At 65.3% G+C, this 17,728-nt stretch carries 18 protein-coding genes and 1 pseudogene; 7 read left to right on the forward strand and 12 right to left on the reverse strand.

Translation table 11 applies throughout. The annotated features are described in order from the left end of the window. Positions 1-25: 25 nt before the first annotated feature. The 4 genes and pseudogenes from P6281_RS08220 to P6281_RS08235 form a co-directional block, all read right to left on the reverse strand. Complete coding sequence (locus P6281_RS08220; protein ID WP_324738712.1) at positions 26-169, reverse strand: hypothetical protein; 144 nt, start codon at positions 167-169, stop codon at positions 26-28. A 412-nt stretch (positions 170-581) separates the two neighbouring features. Continuing rightward, positions 582-719, reverse strand: a pseudogene (locus P6281_RS08225) (CoA transferase); the annotation flags it as partial. A gap of 37 nt (positions 720-756) precedes the next feature. Beyond that, the gene (locus tag P6281_RS08230) at positions 757-1,539 is read right to left on the reverse strand and encodes a FadR/GntR family transcriptional regulator (protein ID WP_324738713.1); all 783 of its coding nucleotides are present in this window, start codon (positions 1,537-1,539) and stop codon (positions 757-759) included. A 75-nt stretch (positions 1,540-1,614) separates the two neighbouring features. Beyond that, positions 1,615-2,610 (reverse strand): LLM class flavin-dependent oxidoreductase, encoded by a 996-nt coding sequence (locus tag P6281_RS08235; protein WP_324738714.1) that lies wholly within the window; start codon positions 2,608-2,610, stop codon positions 1,615-1,617. Positions 2,611-2,789: 179 nt separating this feature from the next. Here P6281_RS08235 and P6281_RS08240 point away from each other — a divergent pair, with 179 nt between their 5' ends. Both P6281_RS08240 and P6281_RS08245 read left to right on the forward strand, forming a co-directional pair. Continuing rightward, a complete protein-coding gene (locus P6281_RS08240) occupies positions 2,790-3,803 on the forward strand; it encodes a Rieske 2Fe-2S domain-containing protein (RefSeq protein WP_085164545.1) in 1,014 nt (337 codons plus the stop codon). Continuing rightward, positions 3,793-4,404 (forward strand): TetR/AcrR family transcriptional regulator, encoded by a 612-nt coding sequence (locus P6281_RS08245; RefSeq protein ID WP_324738715.1) that lies wholly within the window; start codon positions 3,793-3,795, stop codon positions 4,402-4,404. Before P6281_RS08240 ends, P6281_RS08245 begins: the two co-directional genes overlap by 11 nt. On the opposite strand, the gene P6281_RS08250 is transcribed toward P6281_RS08245, so the two are convergent. Further along, positions 4,388-5,005, reverse strand: coding sequence for an isochorismatase family protein (locus tag P6281_RS08250; RefSeq protein WP_324738716.1), 618 nt, complete (start codon positions 5,003-5,005; stop codon positions 4,388-4,390). The two genes, P6281_RS08245 and P6281_RS08250, sit on opposite strands and share 17 nt — an antisense overlap. 109 nt (positions 5,006-5,114) lie before the next feature. On the opposite strand from P6281_RS08250, the gene fadD4 reads away from it, so the two are divergent. Further along, positions 5,115-6,641 (forward strand): fatty-acid--CoA ligase FadD4, encoded by a 1,527-nt coding sequence (gene fadD4, locus P6281_RS08255; protein WP_317727770.1) that lies wholly within the window; start codon positions 5,115-5,117, stop codon positions 6,639-6,641. 4 nt (positions 6,642-6,645) lie between these two features. On the opposite strand, the gene P6281_RS08260 is transcribed toward fadD4, so the two are convergent. From P6281_RS08260 to P6281_RS08270, 3 genes are read right to left on the reverse strand one after another with little or no spacing between them, the layout of a single operon-like run. Continuing rightward, complete coding sequence (locus P6281_RS08260) at positions 6,646-7,758, reverse strand: cytochrome P450 (protein WP_231588315.1); 1,113 nt, start codon at positions 7,756-7,758, stop codon at positions 6,646-6,648. Between the two features lie 60 nt (positions 7,759-7,818). Continuing rightward, positions 7,819-8,616 (reverse strand): SDR family oxidoreductase, encoded by a 798-nt coding sequence (locus P6281_RS08265; protein ID WP_046181806.1) that lies wholly within the window; start codon positions 8,614-8,616, stop codon positions 7,819-7,821. Between the two features lie 12 nt (positions 8,617-8,628). Continuing rightward, positions 8,629-9,459, reverse strand: coding sequence for a mycofactocin-coupled SDR family oxidoreductase (locus P6281_RS08270; protein ID WP_085164551.1), 831 nt, complete (start codon positions 9,457-9,459; stop codon positions 8,629-8,631). 170 nt (positions 9,460-9,629) lie between these two features. Here P6281_RS08270 and P6281_RS08275 point away from each other — a divergent pair, with 170 nt between their 5' ends. Beyond that, positions 9,630-10,457 carry an enoyl-CoA hydratase/isomerase family protein gene (locus P6281_RS08275; RefSeq protein WP_317727767.1) on the forward strand — a complete coding sequence of 276 codons (828 nt, stop codon included), beginning with the start codon at positions 9,630-9,632 and terminating at the stop codon, positions 10,455-10,457. A gap of 46 nt (positions 10,458-10,503) precedes the next feature. Here the strand turns inward: P6281_RS08275 and P6281_RS08280 are convergent, their stop codons facing one another. The 4 genes from P6281_RS08280 to P6281_RS08295 are packed head-to-tail and all read right to left on the reverse strand — an operon-like array spanning position 10,504 to position 14,387. Further along, positions 10,504-11,283, reverse strand: a complete 780-nt coding sequence (locus tag P6281_RS08280) for an SDR family oxidoreductase (RefSeq protein ID WP_085164555.1) — start codon at positions 11,281-11,283, stop codon at positions 10,504-10,506. Between the two features lie 12 nt (positions 11,284-11,295). Further along, positions 11,296-12,390, reverse strand: a complete 1,095-nt coding sequence (locus P6281_RS08285; protein WP_085164557.1) for an acyl-CoA dehydrogenase family protein — start codon at positions 12,388-12,390, stop codon at positions 11,296-11,298. Beyond that, a complete protein-coding gene (locus P6281_RS08290) occupies positions 12,387-13,538 on the reverse strand; it encodes an acyl-CoA dehydrogenase family protein (protein WP_324738718.1) in 1,152 nt (383 codons plus the stop codon). The genes P6281_RS08285 and P6281_RS08290 overlap by 4 nt, the downstream gene beginning before the upstream one ends. Positions 13,539-13,547: 9 nt before the next feature. Further along, positions 13,548-14,387 (reverse strand): SDR family oxidoreductase, encoded by an 840-nt coding sequence (locus P6281_RS08295; RefSeq protein ID WP_317727765.1) that lies wholly within the window; start codon positions 14,385-14,387, stop codon positions 13,548-13,550. Between the two features lie 126 nt (positions 14,388-14,513). Here P6281_RS08295 and P6281_RS08300 point away from each other — a divergent pair, with 126 nt between their 5' ends. The 3 genes from P6281_RS08300 to P6281_RS08310 are packed head-to-tail and all read left to right on the forward strand — an operon-like array spanning position 14,514 to position 17,713. Next, the gene (locus P6281_RS08300) at positions 14,514-15,734 is read left to right on the forward strand and encodes an OB-fold domain-containing protein (protein ID WP_324738719.1); all 1,221 of its coding nucleotides are present in this window, start codon (positions 14,514-14,516) and stop codon (positions 15,732-15,734) included. Then, positions 15,731-16,891 carry a thiolase C-terminal domain-containing protein gene (locus P6281_RS08305; RefSeq protein ID WP_047322080.1) on the forward strand — a complete coding sequence of 387 codons (1,161 nt, stop codon included), beginning with the start codon at positions 15,731-15,733 and terminating at the stop codon, positions 16,889-16,891. Before P6281_RS08300 ends, P6281_RS08305 begins: the two co-directional genes overlap by 4 nt. 12 nt (positions 16,892-16,903) lie before the next feature. Beyond that, entirely contained in the window at positions 16,904-17,713 is an 810-nt protein-coding gene (locus tag P6281_RS08310) for an enoyl-CoA hydratase/isomerase family protein (protein WP_085164566.1), read from the forward strand. The last annotated feature ends 15 nt before the right edge of the window (positions 17,714-17,728 follow it).

Here is a 17,728-nt window from a genome sequence, read left to right on the forward strand (position 1 = left end):
GGCCGGTGGTCCGATCGGCATTCAATTATCGACGTGGCCGTGTCGCCAACGCCTTACGGGCGAACTCGTCGATGACGTTGCAGAAGCGCAGCGCACGGCCGTCGACGGTGAGGTCGTGCTGGTAGTCCAGCGCCCAGACGTGATCGGGCGGACCGCCGCCATGCGCCATGGCTTCGAACTGTGGCCCAGGCGCAGCCGCTTGCGGGCCTTCGACGGACGTTGCAGCCGTTCGTCTTTCCACAATCGGTGGGTGCGTCTGGGATTGACCACCAGACCTTCGGATTTGGCGATGGCATGCGCCTTGCGCCAGCCCCACCGCGGACGCCCGAAGGCGATCTCGCGCAATCGGGCGCGCAGCCGCGCTTCGTCGCCATCGGGTCGGCGCGGCCCATACTGCTGCACCGAACAGTGTTGGCCGACCCCCCGGCAGGCACGCCGGTGCGAGACCCCGAACCGCTCAACAAGCACAACCACCGCTCGCCGCCGACGGTCGGGGCTCACAAGTTTCCCCGGCTGATCTCCTTGAGCATGTCGATATCGAGGGCCTGCTCGGTGACAAACTTCTTAAGCCTCTGATTCTCCCGCTCAAGCTCCTTGATGACAGGATGCTCGATCTTCACCACATCGGCGCCCCAGTCGGCGAGCACCGCGCCTGCCGAGGGAACAAAGGTGAACTGGGCGACCTCCAGCACGCGAACTCCGGTGAGCGGTTTACGCATCAGAGGTCCTTCAAGTGAGGGTGGGCACGGGGCCCACTCAATGCATGATGTCTCGGACCTTTGTCTTCTCGTAGCCCTTGAGTAGCTCGGCGCTGGCGTTCTCCATGTGTCGCCGCCAATGCGCCTCGGCCTCAGCGCCATCCCGGGCGGCCACCAAGTCGGCGAGTCGGGTGTAGGACCGCATCAGCTTGGTGTACTGAACCTTGGGCACGACGTTCTGAACGCTGAGAAATGCTGCGGTGATGTGCCTTTCGAAGATTTCGTGCAGCATGCCGACGATCACGGTCAGTGTCGCGTTGCCCGACAGTTCGACTAGCCGGCGGTGCAATGCAGTGGACGCCACGCCCAGCTTGCCCGTCTCCCACGCAGCGGGGATCTCCTCGATGAGTTCGCGTAACTCGCGGTGGGCCGCAGCGGTGCCATCCTCTGCGAGCAGCCGGGCCGCATACGGTTCAATCCCCATCCGTGCCGTCATCACGTCCGCGAGCGTCGTTCCCGCCATCTCGAGCAGGAAGCCCGCCGGCCGCGCAACGATCTCGGGGCCCGGCACGCGAACCCGGGCCCCGGTGCGTGAGCCGCGCCGCACCTCCACGAGACGGTCGGACTCCAGGACTCGCACCGCTTCTCGCAGTGACGGCCGGCTGACCTGAAAGTGATCCATGAGTTCGGCCTCGTAGGGGAGGAAATCGCCGTCTTTGAGCTGTCCCTCGACGATCATCCGCCGCAACGTGTCCGCCACGATCTCGGCCGTCTTCGGCGACCGCACCGCGTCGTTATGCTGTGACGTGGTCATCGGCGCGAGCGGTTCCCGCTTGGCCATCGCGACCTCCTGAACTCGACATGTAGTACTCAGTACACCATGTAAGGCGCCCATCCGGCCCATCCGTGGCTGGCGTCAACGCAGTTGCGAAAGAACGCGCGTCGCGGCCGCACCATAGCCGGCACGTCGTCGGCGTCCGACCAGGAAGCTTGGCGGTGATGCAAATGCTAAGTCGGGCAGTCGTTTGCGAGTCGCCAGCATTTCGCGTGCCTGCGTGTCGTCGCCGCAGATCGCGATCGACCACAGCATATCGTCGGGGACGTGGTCGGCCATCTTCTCCGGATGGCCGCTGCGGAATGCCGATCGGATCCGGGCGACCTCGTCTGTCCAGCCGTGCAGTTCGACGAGTGAGTCGTAGGTCTTCACGGTGAGGTAGAAGGCGATCTGCAGCCGCGCGTCCCGGATGGCCCGGGCCGGGTCGTCGTTGTCGATCGCGGTGATCAGCCAGCCCCAGCGGCGTAGCTCGGCCGCGTCACGCCCACTTGATTCGGCGCCGCGGGCCAGTTCGTGCTCGACGAGTTCGGTCCACCAGCGATCGGTGAACAGGCCGTGCCCCAGTACGCCGTCGGCGGTGCGACCTACCGTCTGCAACATGATCTTGTTGAAGGCGCCGATCAAGATGGGCACGTCCAACCGGCCGAGCACGGGTGCCCGGATGTCGGCGTCGATCGTGTAGAACCGGCCCTCGTATCGAACGCGTTCGCCGTTCTCGACGTTCAGGAACGCCCTGATCACCTCGATCAGTTCGGCCATCCTGGGTGCGGGGTGGGTGGCGTCGACACCGAACCAGTCTTGGTTCATTCGCGAGGTGCCCGACCCAAGTCCCAAGAAGATTCTGCCCGGCGCGAGTGTCCAGAGATGTCGCACGGCCGCGGCATGCACGAAGGGGGACCGGGCGAATGCATATGCGATCCCCGGTCCGATGTAGGCCCGCGAAGTGTCGAGGGCCATCTCGGTCGCTGTGATGTACGCGTTGAGTTCGGCGAACTCACCGGCACAAAACGCCTGCGCGCCGGCGGTCTCCGCCTGTGTTGCCAGCGCAGGCCCCGGCCACGGCAGACCCCAGTCCATGCGTCCTCACATCCATCCATAGCACATCATTAACCTAGTAAGACAAGTGATTGTACGTCCTGATTGGTCGCCGCGGGGAATTTCGCCGGCCGGCACGCTCGTTTAGACAAAAGTGTCAAAAATGAGTAGCCTCGAAACACAGCTGTTTAGGTGTTCCGCGTGGAAAGGGCGTTCGGATAATGCAAACCCTGCCGAGCATGCTGCCCACCGGTTGGTTCCAGGTGGCCTGGAGCGCCGACATCGCCGTCGCCGAGGTCGTCCCACTGCACTACTTCGGCCGAGACATGGTCGCCTTCCGGCAGCTGGACGGGGTGGTGAAGGTGCTTGACGCGCACTGCCAACATCTTGGCGCGAGCCTGGCCTACGGCGGCTGCGTAGTCGAAGAAGGCATCCAGTGCCCTTTTCACGGCTGGGTGTGGAACGGCGCCGGACGCAATGTCCACATCCCGTACCAGGATCGGCCCAACAAGGCCCGACGAGTACGTTCCTATCCGGTCGCGGAGCTCAACGACTCGATCTTGATCTGGCACGACAGCGCAGGCCGGGAGCCGCTATGGGATGCGCCGGACGCTTTCGCGGTGCTCGGAGATCATGTCCGCTCGCGGCGGTTCCACCCCTTTGGCGCCGATTGCCGGACGCGGCATGAGCGGGTAAAGGTGCATCCCCAGGTGATCGCCGAGAACGCCGTCGATCCCCACCACTTCCAATTCGTCCATCGCACCCCGATCAGTCCCGTGGTACTGCGTGAAAGCACCGATAGCTCGACCTGGTCGGCCAAGGTCGGCTTTGGCCGGAGGTGGAGCGACGGCCTGGACCGCACCGGCGACACGATGAACACGATCGAAATCTATTGGTCAGGAATCGGGCTCAGCTACAACGGCGAACACGTCCGCGACGGAATCCGAGTCATCTCCATCTGCGCGACACCGGTGGACGACACCAGATCCGACATCTTCGCCGGCTACTGGATCAGCGAGGAAACGTCAGAAGGCCCGGGTGATTTCGAGGCGCGTCTGGCCGCAGCGAAACTCGCCCTGCCCGACGACATCCGGATCTGGGAGCACCAGAAGTACCTCGAACCTCCGGGTCTGGCGACCTCGGAGGCGGCAGGCTTTCGCGCGCTGCGTCGGTGGGCGAGCGGGTTTTATCCCGAACCGGAGGCCGCCGCCGAGCCGGTCACGCATGGTGTCTGAGGGCTCGCCCCCGCGGGTAACACGCAAGTCCGACCGCACCCGAGAGTCGATCCTGGACGCTGCGCGGACCGCGTTTGCGCGCAAGGGTTTCTCGGGCGTCACCATCAAGGACATCACTGACCTCGCGCCGGTCACCCGGGCGAACTTCTACTATTACTTCTCCGACAAGACCGAGCTTTTCATCGAGCTCGGCACCGACACCTACCGCGAAGCGCTGGCGGTTGTCGAGGGTTTCATGGAGCAGGGGAGCCCGCCCAGCCGGGAGGAAGTCGAGGCCTGGGTTGCCGGCTACTTCGACTACCTCGACCGCAACGGTGCGTTCGTCATCCGCTCCACGGAGGACATGCCTCCCGATCGCAAATTCCGCGCCGCGGTCGCCCGCTCGCACCGTCGAACCGCCGCCGCGCTCGGTGAGGGCATCGCAAAGATGGCGCCGACACCGCCCGACCTTGACCCCGTGGCTACCGGGCTGGTGATTATGGCGATGCTCGAACGCTCATGGCTGATGGTTCGCCACAACGAGGTCCCGTCGACGACGCGCCAAGCGGTGCTCATGGCGGCCACCGAGATGCTGTGGCGAACGGTCAACGGTCAGACCTGACCGATGTCCATTCGTCGATGAGCTTATCGATCGTGGTCAGCCGACCCAGCACGGCAATAGTGTTGTCCAGCACCTGTTCTGCATAGTCCTTGGGGGTGCCGCCGACGGCGTCGCGCGGGACGACGAGTTCGAAACCGGCCTGCGTAACATGCCCGGCAGTGTGGGTGATCGCCAGGTTCAGCGAAACGCCGGCAAGGACGATGGTGCTTACACCGAAGCCTTCGAGCACGGGCAGTAGTTCGGAATCGAGCGTTGGGAAAAGGCCGTGGTGGCGCGGTAAGACCAGATCGGTGGGTGCCAGTAGCTCGGGAAGCACTGTAGTGGAGGCGGTTCCGGGGGCCCAGTGAGCGGTTGCGGGGCCCAGGGCCCGCCAGATGCGCGCCGTCCCGGTCGGCCGGCCGCCGAGGTTGCCCTCGTAGGTCGCGTGCACAACCCGTGCGCCGAACTGGCGGGCGGAATCGAGAAGTCGGCGCACACTGGAGACGAGTTCAGAGCTGTCGGCGGCCAAAGCGGGCAAGACGGACTCGGGGCCCAGCACACCGTTCTGGCATTCCACACAGACAACGGCCGTGGTCTCGGGGTCCCATGGTGTTGGAGGCATGCCTGCACCCTAGTCGATTTTTTTGACACCTGTGACGAAAAATTCGGTAGATCCCTTACAAAATATGGAGTTTCGCCTTCTTCACCTCGGAAGACTCTAAAGTGAAGTCGTGGAGATCCGCGATCACATCTCATCCGGTAAACCTGCCCTGGTCCTCGCTCGGACTGGCACGGTGATCGACTTTGCCGAGCTGGAGAAGCGTGCCAATCGTCTGGCTCACTTCTGGTATGCCGCCGGACTTCGCGAGGGCGACACGGTTGCGGCAGTACTCGAGAACAATGAACACGTCCATGCCGTGATGTGGGCGGCGCGCCGAAGCGGTCTGTACTACACGTTGATCAACACTCACCTGACGGCCGCCGAGGCCGCCTACATCGTCGACAACAGTTCAGCAAAGGCGCTGATCGGGTCACGCGCGACACGCGACGTCTGCGAAGGCCTTGCCGAGCATTCCCCCAGGGGGTTACCTGAGCTGCTGCTGATCGCCGACGACGATCTGGACGGATGGTACCGCTACCCGGAATGTGTTGCCGACCAACCCGAGACGCCGATCCCCGACGAAAGCGAAGGCGATCTGCTGCAGTACTCGTCGGGAACCACTGGCAGACCCAAGGGGATCCGCCGTGAGCTTCCGCATCTACCACCAAGCGAAGCACCCAACATCCTGATGCCGTTGATGAATGCCGTCGGAATCACCAGCGAGTCGGTGTATCTGAGCCCGGCGCCGCTGTATCACACCGCGCCGTCGTTCTGGTCGATGGTGGTGCAGTCGCTGGGCGGCACCACCGTCGTGATGGAGAAGTTCGACCCGGAACACGCGCTCGAGTGCATCCAGCGCTACGGCATCACTCATGGCCAATTCGTCCCGGCGATGTTCGTGCGGATGCTCAAACTGCCCGAAGCGGTGCGCATGTCCTACGACGTTTCCAGCCTGCAGCGGGTGGTGCATGCGGCCGCGCCATGCCCGGTGGACATCAAGAAACAGATGATCGCATGGTGGGGGCCGATCATCGACGAGTACTACGCCGCTTCGGAGGCGGTGGGAGCCTCCTTCATCCGCGCCGAGGACTGGCTTACCCACCCCGGCTCGGTCGGCCGACCCTTGGTTGGGGTCCCACACATCCTCGACGAGAGCGGCCATGAGCTACCGCCCGGTGTGCCCGGCGAGATCTATTACGAGGGAGGGCATTCGTTCCAGTACCTCAAAGACGATGCGAAGACGGCGGCGGCCCACGACGCGCACGGCTGGGTGACCGTCGGTGACATCGGCTATCTCGACGTGGATGGCTACCTCTATCTCACTGATCGCCGTCATCACATGATCATTTCGGGTGGGGTGAACATCTACCCGCAAGAAGCCGAAGACCTGCTGATCACCCATCCCAAGGTGCTCGACGCCGCAGTCTTCGGTATTCCGGATGACGAGATGGGTCAGGCTGTCAAAGGCGTGGTGCAGACGGTAGATCCGGCTGATGCCAACGACGGCTTCGCGGCAGAGTTATTGGAGTGGCTGCGAAACCGGTTGGCGCACTATAAGTGTCCGCGGTCTCTCTCATTCGAGGCGCAGCTGCCCCGGACCGATGCCGGTAAGTTGTACAAGCAGCAGCTCGTCGGCAAGTATTCGGCGAAGGGATAGGTGATCAGCCCAGTTTCAGAGGCAAGCGCTCAAGTGAAAAGGTGCTCGCGGGGAACACAATCTGCGGTTCCTCACCGACTTTCACCGAAAACTCGGGAATGCGCCGGAGCCATTCGTCCACGATCAACTTCAGCTCGAGGCGGGCCAGGTGCGACCCCAGGCAGCGGTGTGGCCCGCCACCGAAGCCCCAGTGCCGGTGCACCTTTCCATCCATCACCACATTGTTGGTCGAGATCGCGTCGCTGTCGTCGCGATTGATGGCGGCGACACACAACCGCACCATGGTGTCGGCGGGCAGCGTGACGTCCCCGATGGTGACCTCGGTGGTGGTCACGCGGGGCAGCATCGGCGCCGGCGGCTCCAGCCGGACGATCTCCTCGACGAACACATCGATCTGGTCGGGATCGTCGTGGAGGGTGGCCCTCAGCTCCGGGTTGCGGGCGAGCTCGAGCAGGGCGGAACTCATCGCCGCGGTGACGGTGTCCAGCCCGGCCAGGACGAAAAGGAAGCTCAGGCCCATGATTTCGGCGTCGTCGAGTGGCTCCTCGCCATTGAGCAACTGCGACAGGATGTCCGGCCCGGGGTCGGCGCGCCGCGCGTTGATCGCCTCGGTGAGGTACGCGACCAATTCGAGTGCCGGCGTCAGGTCGGCATCCTCGAGTGACGGCGCTTCCGAGATCGCGATGACCGAGGTTTTCCACGCGACGAGCTTGTCGCGATCCTCCAGCGGAAGCCCAAACAAGGTCAGGAATACCTGTGAGGGATAGGGGATCGCCACGTCGGCCACGACTTCGCACTCGCCTTGTGCGGCTACCCGTTCGATGATCTCGATCGCCTGCTGCTGCAGCGAGGGCAGCATCTCTTTCAAGGTGTGCGGACTGAAGAAGGGCTGCAGGATCTTACGGAACCGGGTGTGTTCCGGCGGATCGAACGAGATGGGCACCAACGGCAGCGGGCTGCCGAGCACGTCGAAAGCCTTCTTCGAGGAGAACAATTCGGGATCGCGCAGCGCGGCCAGCACGTCCTCGCGGTGGGTCAGATAGAAGATTCCGTCGACGGACACCACCCGCCCTGCGTCACGCAGGACCTTCCACCCCACCCCGCGGTCTGCCGCCATCGGCAGGCTGGCGAAGGAAAGTTCGGGTGCGCCATGGGTTTCCACGTATGCTCCTAAAGGTTAGAATGCCGACCGGTGCAAGCCACCGTCGACTTCGATCCAACTACCGGTGAGGTAGCCGGCAGGTTCTGAGCAAAGATAGGCGATGAGCGAGGCAATCTCGCTCGGTTTGCCCATTCGCGCTGCCGGCACCCGAGCTTCGCGCAGCATGAACTCGCGTCGCTCCTGATCGGTGCTCGCGCCGAGGTGCTGCTCCAGGTAGGCCAGTGCGTTGTCAGTCTCAATCCAGCCGGGCGCGACGGTGTTGACCGTGATGCCGTACTGGGCGTACTCGTCGGAGACCGTCTTGAGCAGGCCGATCGTCGAGGGGCGACTGGTGTTGGCCACTGCGTGGTGGATGTTGCCCGCCGGCTCCTTGGCGGTGGCGGAGCCGATGTGCACGAATCGGCCCCAGCCGGCATCCTGCATGGCAGGCAGGACCGCGTGCAGCAGAAGGATCTGGCTCATCGTGTGCAGTTCGAAGGACTCACGGTAGACGTTCACATCGGTGATATCGGCGAAATCGCCGGGCCGCTGGTACTTGGCCTGCCCGACAACGATCAGCGGCGCCCCGTGCTGGGCCGCAATCTCGCGGACGGCGTCGGTGAGCTGCCCGTCGTTGGCCACGTCGGCAGTGACACCGATGGCAGTGCCCCCTTCAGTGCGGATTGCCTCGACCGCGGCGTCGACATCGGTCTTAGTCCGCGCCAGTATCGCAACCCGCGCACCTTCCGCGGCAAGCAGTTTGGCGACCTCGAAGCCGATTCCCTTGCTGCCGCCGACGACCAGCGCCGATCGGCCGTCGATTCCGTAATGCATCCGGTGCGCCGACTAGCCCCGCCGCACGTCCATGCCAGCGTCCACCTTGAGCATACTTCCGGTGAACGAACGGCCCGCGTCGCTGATCAAAAAGAGGATCGTGTTGCTGACGTCGCGTGGCTCGATCAGCGGCAAGTCCGGCAGCGCGGTCTGGACTGCATTGACCATGCGGGGGTTGTCCTCGATCACTTTGAACAGTGCCGGGTTGTCAGTGATCATCGGGGTCGCGCAATTCGTCGGCGCCACCGCATTGACGCGAATACGGTCGGGGGCAAGCATGGCTGCGTACGCGCGGACCAGGCCGACGACGGCGACCTTGGACATCAGGTAGGCGTCGCTGCCGCCGCGGCCGTCGGTGAGATCCAGTAGGGCGATCATCGAACTCGTCGCGATCAGATTGCCACCCTCGCCACGTTCCTTCATGTGGGGGATCGCTACTTGGAAGGCGTTCCACACCCCGATGAGCATGATGTCGAGCCCTAGCCTCAGCGCCTCTGAAGCGTCGCGCTCATCGGCGTTGGTGAGCACGACCCCGGCATTGGCGAGCACCGTGTCGACGTGGCCGAACTCGGTGACACCCGCGTCGAACGCTGCCTGCAGGGCAGGCTTGTCGCGGACGTCCGCCTTACGGAAAAGCATTTCCTGCCCAGTCTTTTCGACCAGGCGCGCTGTCTCCTCAAGGTCCTCGTAGGTGCCCAGCTTGTAGGGCACGACGTCAAGGTCTTCACAGATGTCGACTCCGACGATGTTCGCACCCTGCTCGGCGCACATGACCGCGTGCGAGCGGCCCTGCCCACGGGCGGCGCCGGTGATGAAGACGACCCGGCCGTCGAGTGAACCCATTCGTTTGCCTCCAGTAGCTCGCTAGTGGCCGCGCTCTGCGGGATGGAGCGGGCGCGGCGTAGTGACGTGCGCCACGTGGACGATGCTACGCCCCGAGGTTGGAATCATACAACTATTTCGCTACTTTGGGGGTCAGGCGAACGATCAATCTGTCTCGAAGGGAATCCCACATGTCTGAAGGCCTCAATGGTGGTCCCCGTCCTCCCGATGGTGACTGGTTGGGGAGCCCCTACCTGAGGTTCGAACGCGAAGGTGCATTCGCGATCTGCACTTTGGACCGTCCGCAGGCACGCAATGCGATGACGCCCGCCATGTATTTCGGGATCCGATACGCGGTCAGCCGCGTCAACGCCGATCCCGATCTCGCCGGCCTGCTCATCACCGGAACCGGCGACGTCTTCGCGCCGGGTGGAGATTTGGGACAGGCCGCCGAGGACAATTGGATGGACTTCGCCTCCACCATGGGAATGGACGTCACGCCTTTCGACGTCTTGCGACAGTCTCCGAAACCGGTCGTGTCCGCAGTCAATGGGCTGTGCCAAGGTGGCGGCCTGCAGATCGCCATGTGCAGTGACATCGCGGTGGTCAGCGAGCGGGCCACCTTCCGCGTGCCCGAGTTGTTTCGTGGCATCGCCGACACCTACTACAGCCAGGTGTTGGCACGCTTGATCGGCCCGGTCCGCACGAAGGACCTGATGTTCACCGGCCGCACGCTTTCCGCAGAGGAGGCCGTCGACTGGGGCATGGTGGCCAGGATGGTTCCCCACGACGACCTGCTGGACGTGGCCAAGGAGCTTCTCGCGCAATGCTGCCGGACCGCACCCGGGGCGCGGGGCGTGATCAAAGCGAGCCTGGACAACTACCTCGGGCTGTACGACCGGATCGGCATGACGACCAGTCTGTTCGGTCCTGAGGCGGCCGAAGGCTTTCGGGCGTTCAAGCAGAAGGACTCGCCGGACTGGGTGCACCCGGAACTCCGGGTCCAGGGCCGGTTGTAGCCCGCCGCTGCGGGCCGACGCGAGGTCGGCCCGCAGTCCGCGTCGGCTACTTCGGAGTGAAGCGCTGCGCGCCGTCTAGGCGCATCACCTCGCCGTTGACGTAGCCGTTGGACAGCAGAAACGTTGCTGCGTCGGCATACTCGGCAGGAGTGCCTAGTCGCTTGGGGAACGGGATGTTGGCGGCGAACTTTGCGATCGCCTCTTCGCCGACCGACTCCATGATCGGCGTCTTCATCGTTCCAGGTGCGATGGTGTTGACTCGGATACCCACCGAACTGAGGTCGCGAGCGGCAGCGATGGTCAACCCGATCACGCCGGCTTTCGCTGCGGCATAAGCGGTCTGGCCTATCTGGCCCTCATAGCCGGCAACCGAGGCCGTCATGACGATGGCACCGCGTTCGCCGTCCTCACGAGGTTCGGCGGCGGCTACCGCAGCCGCTACCAGCCGTGTCAGGTTGTAGGTGCCATTGAGATACAGGTTGATCGTCTTAGTGAATGCGGCCATGTCGGCGGGACTGCCGTCGCGCTGCACGATCCGTTGGGCCACCCCGAAGCCGCCGTGCGCAACGACCGCGTAGCGCAACCGACCGAGCTGGTTGGCCTGCTCGATGGCGCCCTGCACACTGTCGTCACTGGTTACATCGGTACTGACAAACAGTGCCCCGCTGCCCAGTTCGTCGGCCAGAGCCTTACCCTTGTCGGCGGCGAGATCGGCGATCACCACGCCGAGTCCGTCGGCATGGAGCCGACGGACCGTCGCCTCGCCCAGGCCACCCGCGCCGCCGCTGACAATCGCCGACGCTCCGTCGAATTTCGCTACAGTCACCAATTCTCCTTATTAACCATTGTTTTCCACTTCAGGCGGATCGCCCGTCACCAAGCTCCACGGATCCTCCGCGGCCAGCACCAGCCGGCCGAGTCGTCGTGCGTAGTTCGCGGTCGTGCCGTAATCCGCGGTCCAGCTCTGAGCGCGCAGGGTGAACAGCCACAGCGGGTGCTCACTGGTGACGCCGATCGCGCCGTGCAACTGATGGGCGACGCTGGTGACCGGGCCGACGGCGCGGCCGACTGCGACCTTCGCGACGGTGACGGCATAGTCGGTGTGGGGGGAGTTGAAGCCGTGCTCGGCCGCGGCTGCGACGGCTAATTCCGCAGCGGCACGGGCGGTTTCGATCTCTCCGGCCATGCCGGCCAGTGATTGCTGCACGGATTGGAAGGCGCTGAGCGGACGACCGAACTGGACGCGCTGCCGGGTGTGCTGCACCGACAGCGCTGCGGCGGCGTCCAGCACCCCGATGGTCTGCACACAGCGTGACCATGCGCCGCGCCGAGTCAGCTCGGCGCCGAGTGCCGGGTCGACGTCATGCAACTGGTCGGCCGGCACGTCGAACACGAGCGAATCGCGGGGCTCGCCTGCCAGGTTGTGGCCTTCCTGTAGATCACCAGAGGCCACGTCGATGACGCCGACCCGCAGGCCGGCGGGCGTGGTGACGGCCAGCAGGGCGGCGGCGCACGCTCGAGCCCATGGCACGCCGGTCGCGGTGCCGGTGACCCTGGCGCCGTCGGTTTCGGCATCGGCGACGGCAACGGTCAGCGGACAGTTGGGGAGCTCGATCCCGGCCTGCTGGCCCAGCCATCCGGCAAGCACGTCGGTTTCGGCCAACGGCACCGCGCCGGCGTGGCGGGCCACGCCGTAAAGCGCAATGGCCAACTCGTGCGGGCCGGCTCCCATGTCGGGCGTGCTCGTCAGCCTGGCCAGCCCGGTGTCCTCGAGGTTGCCCCACAGATCGGCGTCGAATTGGTCGGGGATGCCGCGGTGGCCCAGCCCGGCGTCGTAGGAGCGCTGCCCGAGGTCGTCGACGAGCTGACGCAGCTGCGTGTCGTCATTTTGAGAGCCGGTCACGGCGAATACCCCGCCAGCCAGCGCGCTCATCGTAGCCCCATTCCGCGGGCGATCACGCCGCGCAGCACCTCATTGGTACCGCCGCGCAGGGTGAACATGGGCTTGTGCAGCCACGCGGTGCTCAGCATCGTCTCCAGCTCGGAATTCGGCGGTACCGCCTCGAGCAGATCGGCGATCAATCCCACGGATTCGGCTTCGAAGCGGGTGCCGAGGTCCTTCACCAGCGCCGCCTGATTCGCCGCATCGCCGCCGTCGGTGAGCGTGCGGGCCACCGACAACGACAGCTGCCGCAGCGAGATCAACCGTGCCATCAGGTCGCCGATGTCGGCGGCGGTGCGGCCATCGGGCACCGGTCCACGACCGAGTGCGCGGATGGCGGCGAACAGTAGGGGGCCGGTGGACAGGATCCGCTCGGGCCCGCTGCGTTCGAACGACAACTCGGAGGTGACCTGGTGCCAGCCGTTGCCGACCTCGCCGAGCACATCGGCATCGGATACGAAGACCTGATCGAACAGCACCTCGTTGAAGTGATGTGCGCCCGACATCAAGATGATGGGCTCGATGCGGACGCCCTCGGCATCGCACGGCACCAGGAATTGGCTGAAGCCGGCGTGGCGGTGTTCTGAATCCGGCGGGCTGGTGCGGGCTAGCACGACGACCTGGTGCGCATGGTGGGCCCCGCTGGTCCAAACCTTGCTGCCGGAGAGTAACCAGCCGGCGTCGGCGCGGACAGCCTTGGTTTGCACAGCAGCAAGGTCGGACCCGGCGCCGTGCTCGCTCATGCCGATTGACGAAAAAAGCCGTCCTGCAACAATTTTGGGCAACAAATGTTCGCGCTGCTCCTCATTGCCGTAGGTCAGCAGGGCCGGTGCGACCTGACGGTCGGCCGTCCAGTGCGCGGCCACGGGCGCACCCGCCGCGATCAGCTCCTCGGTCACCACGTAGCGGTGCAGGTGCCCCAGCCCGTGGCCGCCGTAACGCTGCGGGATGGTCAGGCCGGTGAATCCGGCGGCGCCAAGCCGCGCTGAGAACTCCTCGTCCCACCCGGCCAGCCATGAATCGACGCCGGGCTGCCAGCCGAATTCAGCGCGGTCGGACTCCAAGAAGTCGCGCACGGCGTGCCGCAGCTTGACCAACTCGGGCTCACGGGCGCTCAACGCGTCGAACGAATTCACCACTGCCGCTTCCTAAACCGTAGGCACCGGGGCCGACGGGAGGTAAAAGTTGGGGGTCAGGTCATCCTCGTTGGCGGCCAGTAGGTACTCGGACAGGTCGGCGCGGCCCTCCTCGCGAAGGATCTCCTCGTCGGTGTAGAAGTGGCCGTTGCACGCCGCGGCGGGACGGGTGACCAGCGCGTGCACCGCCTCGGCCATGATCTGTGGGCTACGGGCCTGCGCACGCACCGTTTCCTCGCCCATTGCGACCATCATTCCCGTACTGGCGATCGTGGTGGCCGGCCACAGTGAATTCACCGCGATCGGCACCGAGGCGAACTCCTCGGCCCATCCCAAGGTAAGCAGGCTCTCGGCGTACTTGCCCACGGTGTGCGCGACATGGGCACCAACCCACCGGGGGTCCATGTTCAGCGGGGGAGAGACATTGACCACGTGCGCGTTGCCCGACCGGCGCAAGTACGGAAGTGCGGCCTGCACAACCGCGAACGGCCCTTCGACATTGACCTCCAGCAGCCGGCGCAGACTTTTGGGCGGTAGCTGCGCGGTCGGTCGTAGATCCAGGGCTCCGGCGTTGTTGACGACGACGTCGATGCCACCGAACGCGTCGGCTACCGCCTCGACTGCCGCTGCGACCGCTGCCGCGTCGCGCACATCGCAGGTCAGCGACAGCGCCCGCCCGCCGGCACGTTGCACGGCGTCCGCGGTCTCGGCAAGGGTGCCCGCGATCTTGGGATTCGGCATCTGAGTCTTAGCCAACAGGGCCACAGCAGCGCCATCGGCGGCGGCTCGCACGGCGACAGCGGCTCCGATGCCGCGGCTCGCGCCGGTGACCACGACCACGCGGTGCTTCAAGGTGCGAGAATCGGGACTACCCACGGTTTGTTGGCCTTCCGCCGTCGCTGCGGTGATTCGAAGAATGCTATAACTATATAGCTCATTAGTGGGAGGGATGAACCCGCCTGACCGAAGCGAGGCCACATGACTCAGGTTCTGTCGATCGGCACCTATCTGCCGCCATGGACGGTGCGCGACCGGCGGGTCAAGGGGCCCGACGAGGACGCGCTGACGATGGCCGTCGCCGCCGGCCGCGCTGCCGATCCCGACGCCACGGCGGAACGCGTGGTGCTGGTGTCGCGCGATTTTCCGTTACTGGAAGGCGGCAACGGTGCGGTGCTATTGGCCGCGTTGTCGCTGCCGGCCGACACAGCTGTGACTGAGGTGCTCGGCGGTGCACCCGCGGTGCTGGACCAAATCGGCAACGCCGGCGAAAGGACCCTCGTGATCGCCGCCGACGACAACAATCTCGCGGCGGGGGCGGGCGCGGTGCTCACGGGCGACGGCGGCGCCAGCGTGACCCCGCTGGCACGCCAGACCCGCAGTCTGCCGCTGACGGCCCGTGGTGCCGACGGTGCCCGCCACTCCTACGTCGACCCCCGGCTGCAACGTGAGGTCGGGGTGCGTTCCACACTCGCCCGATTGGGCCTGGCCCCAAATTCGGCGGTGGCAGCGGTCGCAGGCGTGCCGGTCGCGCAGGTCGGGGGTGACTTCGACACATCGCACGCCGTCGGCATCCCCACCGTCTCCGCCACGGCGATCATTCTGCTGTTGGCCGATGCGATCGAGGCTGGCGCACAAGGCTTGTTGATCGCCGTCGAGCAATCCAGTGTCAGCGCGGCCGATCTCGCGCAGGGGGGTACCACGCCCCGGATCGCCCGCGACGAGTTTCCGGCGCGGGAGCTACCCAAGACGCGCGTTGCCGACGGCGTCGGCATTCCGATTTCGATGCCCGCGTATGCGCGCGCTTTCGAGCCGAAGATCCGTTGGGAGGCGGCGGTTTTCGAAGAGAGCCCCGGCATCGATACCGCGCCGCAGTTTCCACCGCGGCTGCGAGTCGACAATGCCGGACGGTTGGCCACCGAGTACCGGCTCGAGTCGCTGCCGCGAACCGGCACCGTCTACACCCACACCACGGTGCGGATTCCGGTGCCCGACTTGCCCAGCCCGTACTCCCTGGCCGTCGTTCAACTCGACGACAGCCCGGTGCGGGTGCTGCTGAAAGTCACCGGTGTGCCCGCGGGCGAGGCGAGGATCGGACAGCCGGGGTCGGTGGTGCTGCGCAGGCTCGCCACTCGCACCGGCATTCCCGATTACGGCTACGCCTTCTGGCCCGGACGGACGCTGGAAGGAGCGGTTGCATGAGAAAAGTCGCCATCGTCGGCGCGGGGATGACGCCCTTCGCCGAACACTTCGAACTGGGTATCAAGGACCTGGTGCCGATGGCCTACGCCGAAGCGGTCGCCAACGTTGACAAGGGCATTCAGAAGTCTGAGCTCGAAGCCGCGTGGTTCGGCGAGCTAGCGACCACCGACGGGTTCCCGTCCGGCATTTTGGCCGACACCCTCGATCTGACCGAGATCCCGGTAACCCGCGTCGAAAATGCCTGCGCCACCGGCAATGACGCGATCCGGAACGGCACGCTGGCCATTGCCTCCGGCCTCTACGATGTGGTGCTCGTCGTCGGGGCCGACAAGGTCCGCGAGACCTCCTCGAACACCACGTTCTGGGACTGGGCGGCGATGACCCGCGACAACGCGTGGGACTACCCGCTGGGGCTGGTTGCGCCCGCCAACTTCGCGCTGCACGTGATGCGATATCTGCACGAGTCTCCGGCGACGAAGGAGCACATGGCGATGGTGGCGGTGAAGAACCATTTCCACGCGGTGAACAACCCGAAAGCTCAACTGCGCTATGAGATCACCGTCGAGCAGGCGCTGGCCGCGCCGATCGTGGTCGAACCCTTCGGGCTCTACGACTGCACCCCCCAGAGCGACGGCGCGGCCGCGGTGATCTTGGCTGCCGAGGACGTCGTCGACCGCTACACCGACCGTCCCGTCTGGGTTCGCGGCGTGGGGCTGGGTATGGACCGGGTGATGCACCAGCACAAGACGGACATGACGACGTTTCCGCCGACGGTGCGTGCCGCCAAGGCCGCGATGGCGATGGCCGGGGTGACGCCGCGCGACATCGACGTCGCCGAGGTGCATGACTGCTTCACCGGCGTCGAGCTGATCAGCTACGAAGATCTGGGGTTCGCACACCGTTTCGAGGCCTACAAATTGGTGGAAGGCCGCGAACACTATGTGGGCGGGTCGATTCCGATCAACCCGAGCGGCGGGTTGAAGGCGAAAGGGCACCCGCCGGGAGCTACCGGCGTGGCGCAGTGCTACGAACTGTTCAACCAGCTTCGCGGTGAAGCCGAGAATCAAGTCGACGGTGCGCGAATCGCGTTGGCCCACAACATCGGCGGGCCGACCGCGGTCTCCGCGGTCACTGTCCTTTCCAACGAGAAGAACTGACGGGACCATCACATGACCACATCCAAGATCGCCACGCTGCCCGGCTACGAAGAGTTTGCGCCGTGGCTGCTGGTGGAGAAGCGCGGCAACGTCCACGTCGTGAGCATCAACCGGCCCGAGGCGTTCAACGCCGTCAACGAACAGGTCCACCACGCGTTCGCCACGATCTGGCGGGTGCTGACTGCCGACGACGACGTACGGGCGGTGGTGACGACCGGTGTCGGTAAGGCGTTCTCGGCCGGCGGCGACATGGTGATGTTCGGACGCCTGATTGATGACGCGGTGGCGCGCCAGTTCCAGATCACCGAGGCCCGCACGGTGTTCCTGGAGGTGATCAACTTCCCCAAGCCGCTGGTGTCGGCGGTCAACGGCCCGGCTGTCGGGCTCGGCTGTTCGATCGCGTTGCTGAGTGACTTCCTCGTGATGGGGGAGAGCAGCTATCTAGCCGATCCGCACGTCGCGGTCGGGTTGGTGGCCGGGGACGGTGGCGCGGCGATGCTGCCGCTGCTGATCGGCCTGATGAAGGCCAAAGAGTATGTGCTGCTGGGGGATCGGATCACCCCGGCGATCGCAGACAAGCTGAACCTTGTCACCAAGGTGGCCACCGATGACACCGTGCTCGACGAGGCGCTCGCGATCGGGGAGCGACTCGCCGGTCTGCCGCCTCAAGCACTGCGCGCCAGCAAGGTTGCGATGAACATGCACCTGTCGCGGGCCGCGCTCGGCGTGCTGGAGTACGCGCTGGCCGAGGAATACACGTCGTTCTCGACCCCGGAGTTCAAGGAGCGGGTCGCCGCGTTCCGGGCGCGCTCGAAGAAGTAGCTCGAGGGGCCGGCG

This window comes from Mycobacterium sp. 5-140-3-2 (assembly GCF_035666375.1).
Lineage (GTDB): Bacteria > Actinomycetota > Actinomycetes > Mycobacteriales > Mycobacteriaceae > Mycobacterium > Mycobacterium intracellulare.

What these genes read in the sequence shown, in the direction of transcription:
- P6281_RS08220 (WP_324738712.1), bottom strand. Translation starts at nt 169, where the DNA reads ATGGCGCATGGCGGCGGTCCGCCCGATCACGTCTGGGCGCTGGACTAC.
- P6281_RS08230 (WP_324738713.1), bottom strand. Translation starts at nt 1,539, where the DNA reads ATGGCCAAGCGGGAACCGCTCGCGCCGATGACCACGTCACAGCATAAC.
- P6281_RS08235 (WP_324738714.1), bottom strand. Translation starts at nt 2,610, where the DNA reads ATGGACTGGGGTCTGCCGTGGCCGGGGCCTGCGCTGGCAACACAGGCG.
- P6281_RS08240 (WP_085164545.1), top strand. Translation starts at nt 2,790, where the DNA reads ATGCAAACCCTGCCGAGCATGCTGCCCACCGGTTGGTTCCAGGTGGCC.
- P6281_RS08245 (WP_324738715.1), top strand. Translation starts at nt 3,793, where the DNA reads ATGGTGTCTGAGGGCTCGCCCCCGCGGGTAACACGCAAGTCCGACCGC.
- P6281_RS08250 (WP_324738716.1), bottom strand. Translation starts at nt 5,005, where the DNA reads ATGCCTCCAACACCATGGGACCCCGAGACCACGGCCGTTGTCTGTGTG.
- P6281_RS08260 (WP_231588315.1), bottom strand. Translation starts at nt 7,758, where the DNA reads ATGGCGGCAGACCGCGGGGTGGGGTGGAAGGTCCTGCGTGACGCAGGG.
- P6281_RS08265 (WP_046181806.1), bottom strand. Translation starts at nt 8,616, where the DNA reads ATGCATTACGGAATCGACGGCCGATCGGCGCTGGTCGTCGGCGGCAGC.
- P6281_RS08270 (WP_085164551.1), bottom strand. Translation starts at nt 9,459, where the DNA reads ATGGGTTCACTCGACGGCCGGGTCGTCTTCATCACCGGCGCCGCCCGT.
- P6281_RS08275 (WP_317727767.1), top strand. Translation starts at nt 9,630, where the DNA reads ATGTCTGAAGGCCTCAATGGTGGTCCCCGTCCTCCCGATGGTGACTGG.
- P6281_RS08285 (WP_085164557.1), bottom strand. Translation starts at nt 12,390, where the DNA reads ATGAGCGCGCTGGCTGGCGGGGTATTCGCCGTGACCGGCTCTCAAAAT.
- P6281_RS08300 (WP_324738719.1), top strand. Translation starts at nt 14,514, where the DNA reads ATGACTCAGGTTCTGTCGATCGGCACCTATCTGCCGCCATGGACGGTG.
- P6281_RS08305 (WP_047322080.1), top strand. Translation starts at nt 15,731, where the DNA reads ATGAGAAAAGTCGCCATCGTCGGCGCGGGGATGACGCCCTTCGCCGAA.
- P6281_RS08310 (WP_085164566.1), top strand. Translation starts at nt 16,904, where the DNA reads ATGACCACATCCAAGATCGCCACGCTGCCCGGCTACGAAGAGTTTGCG.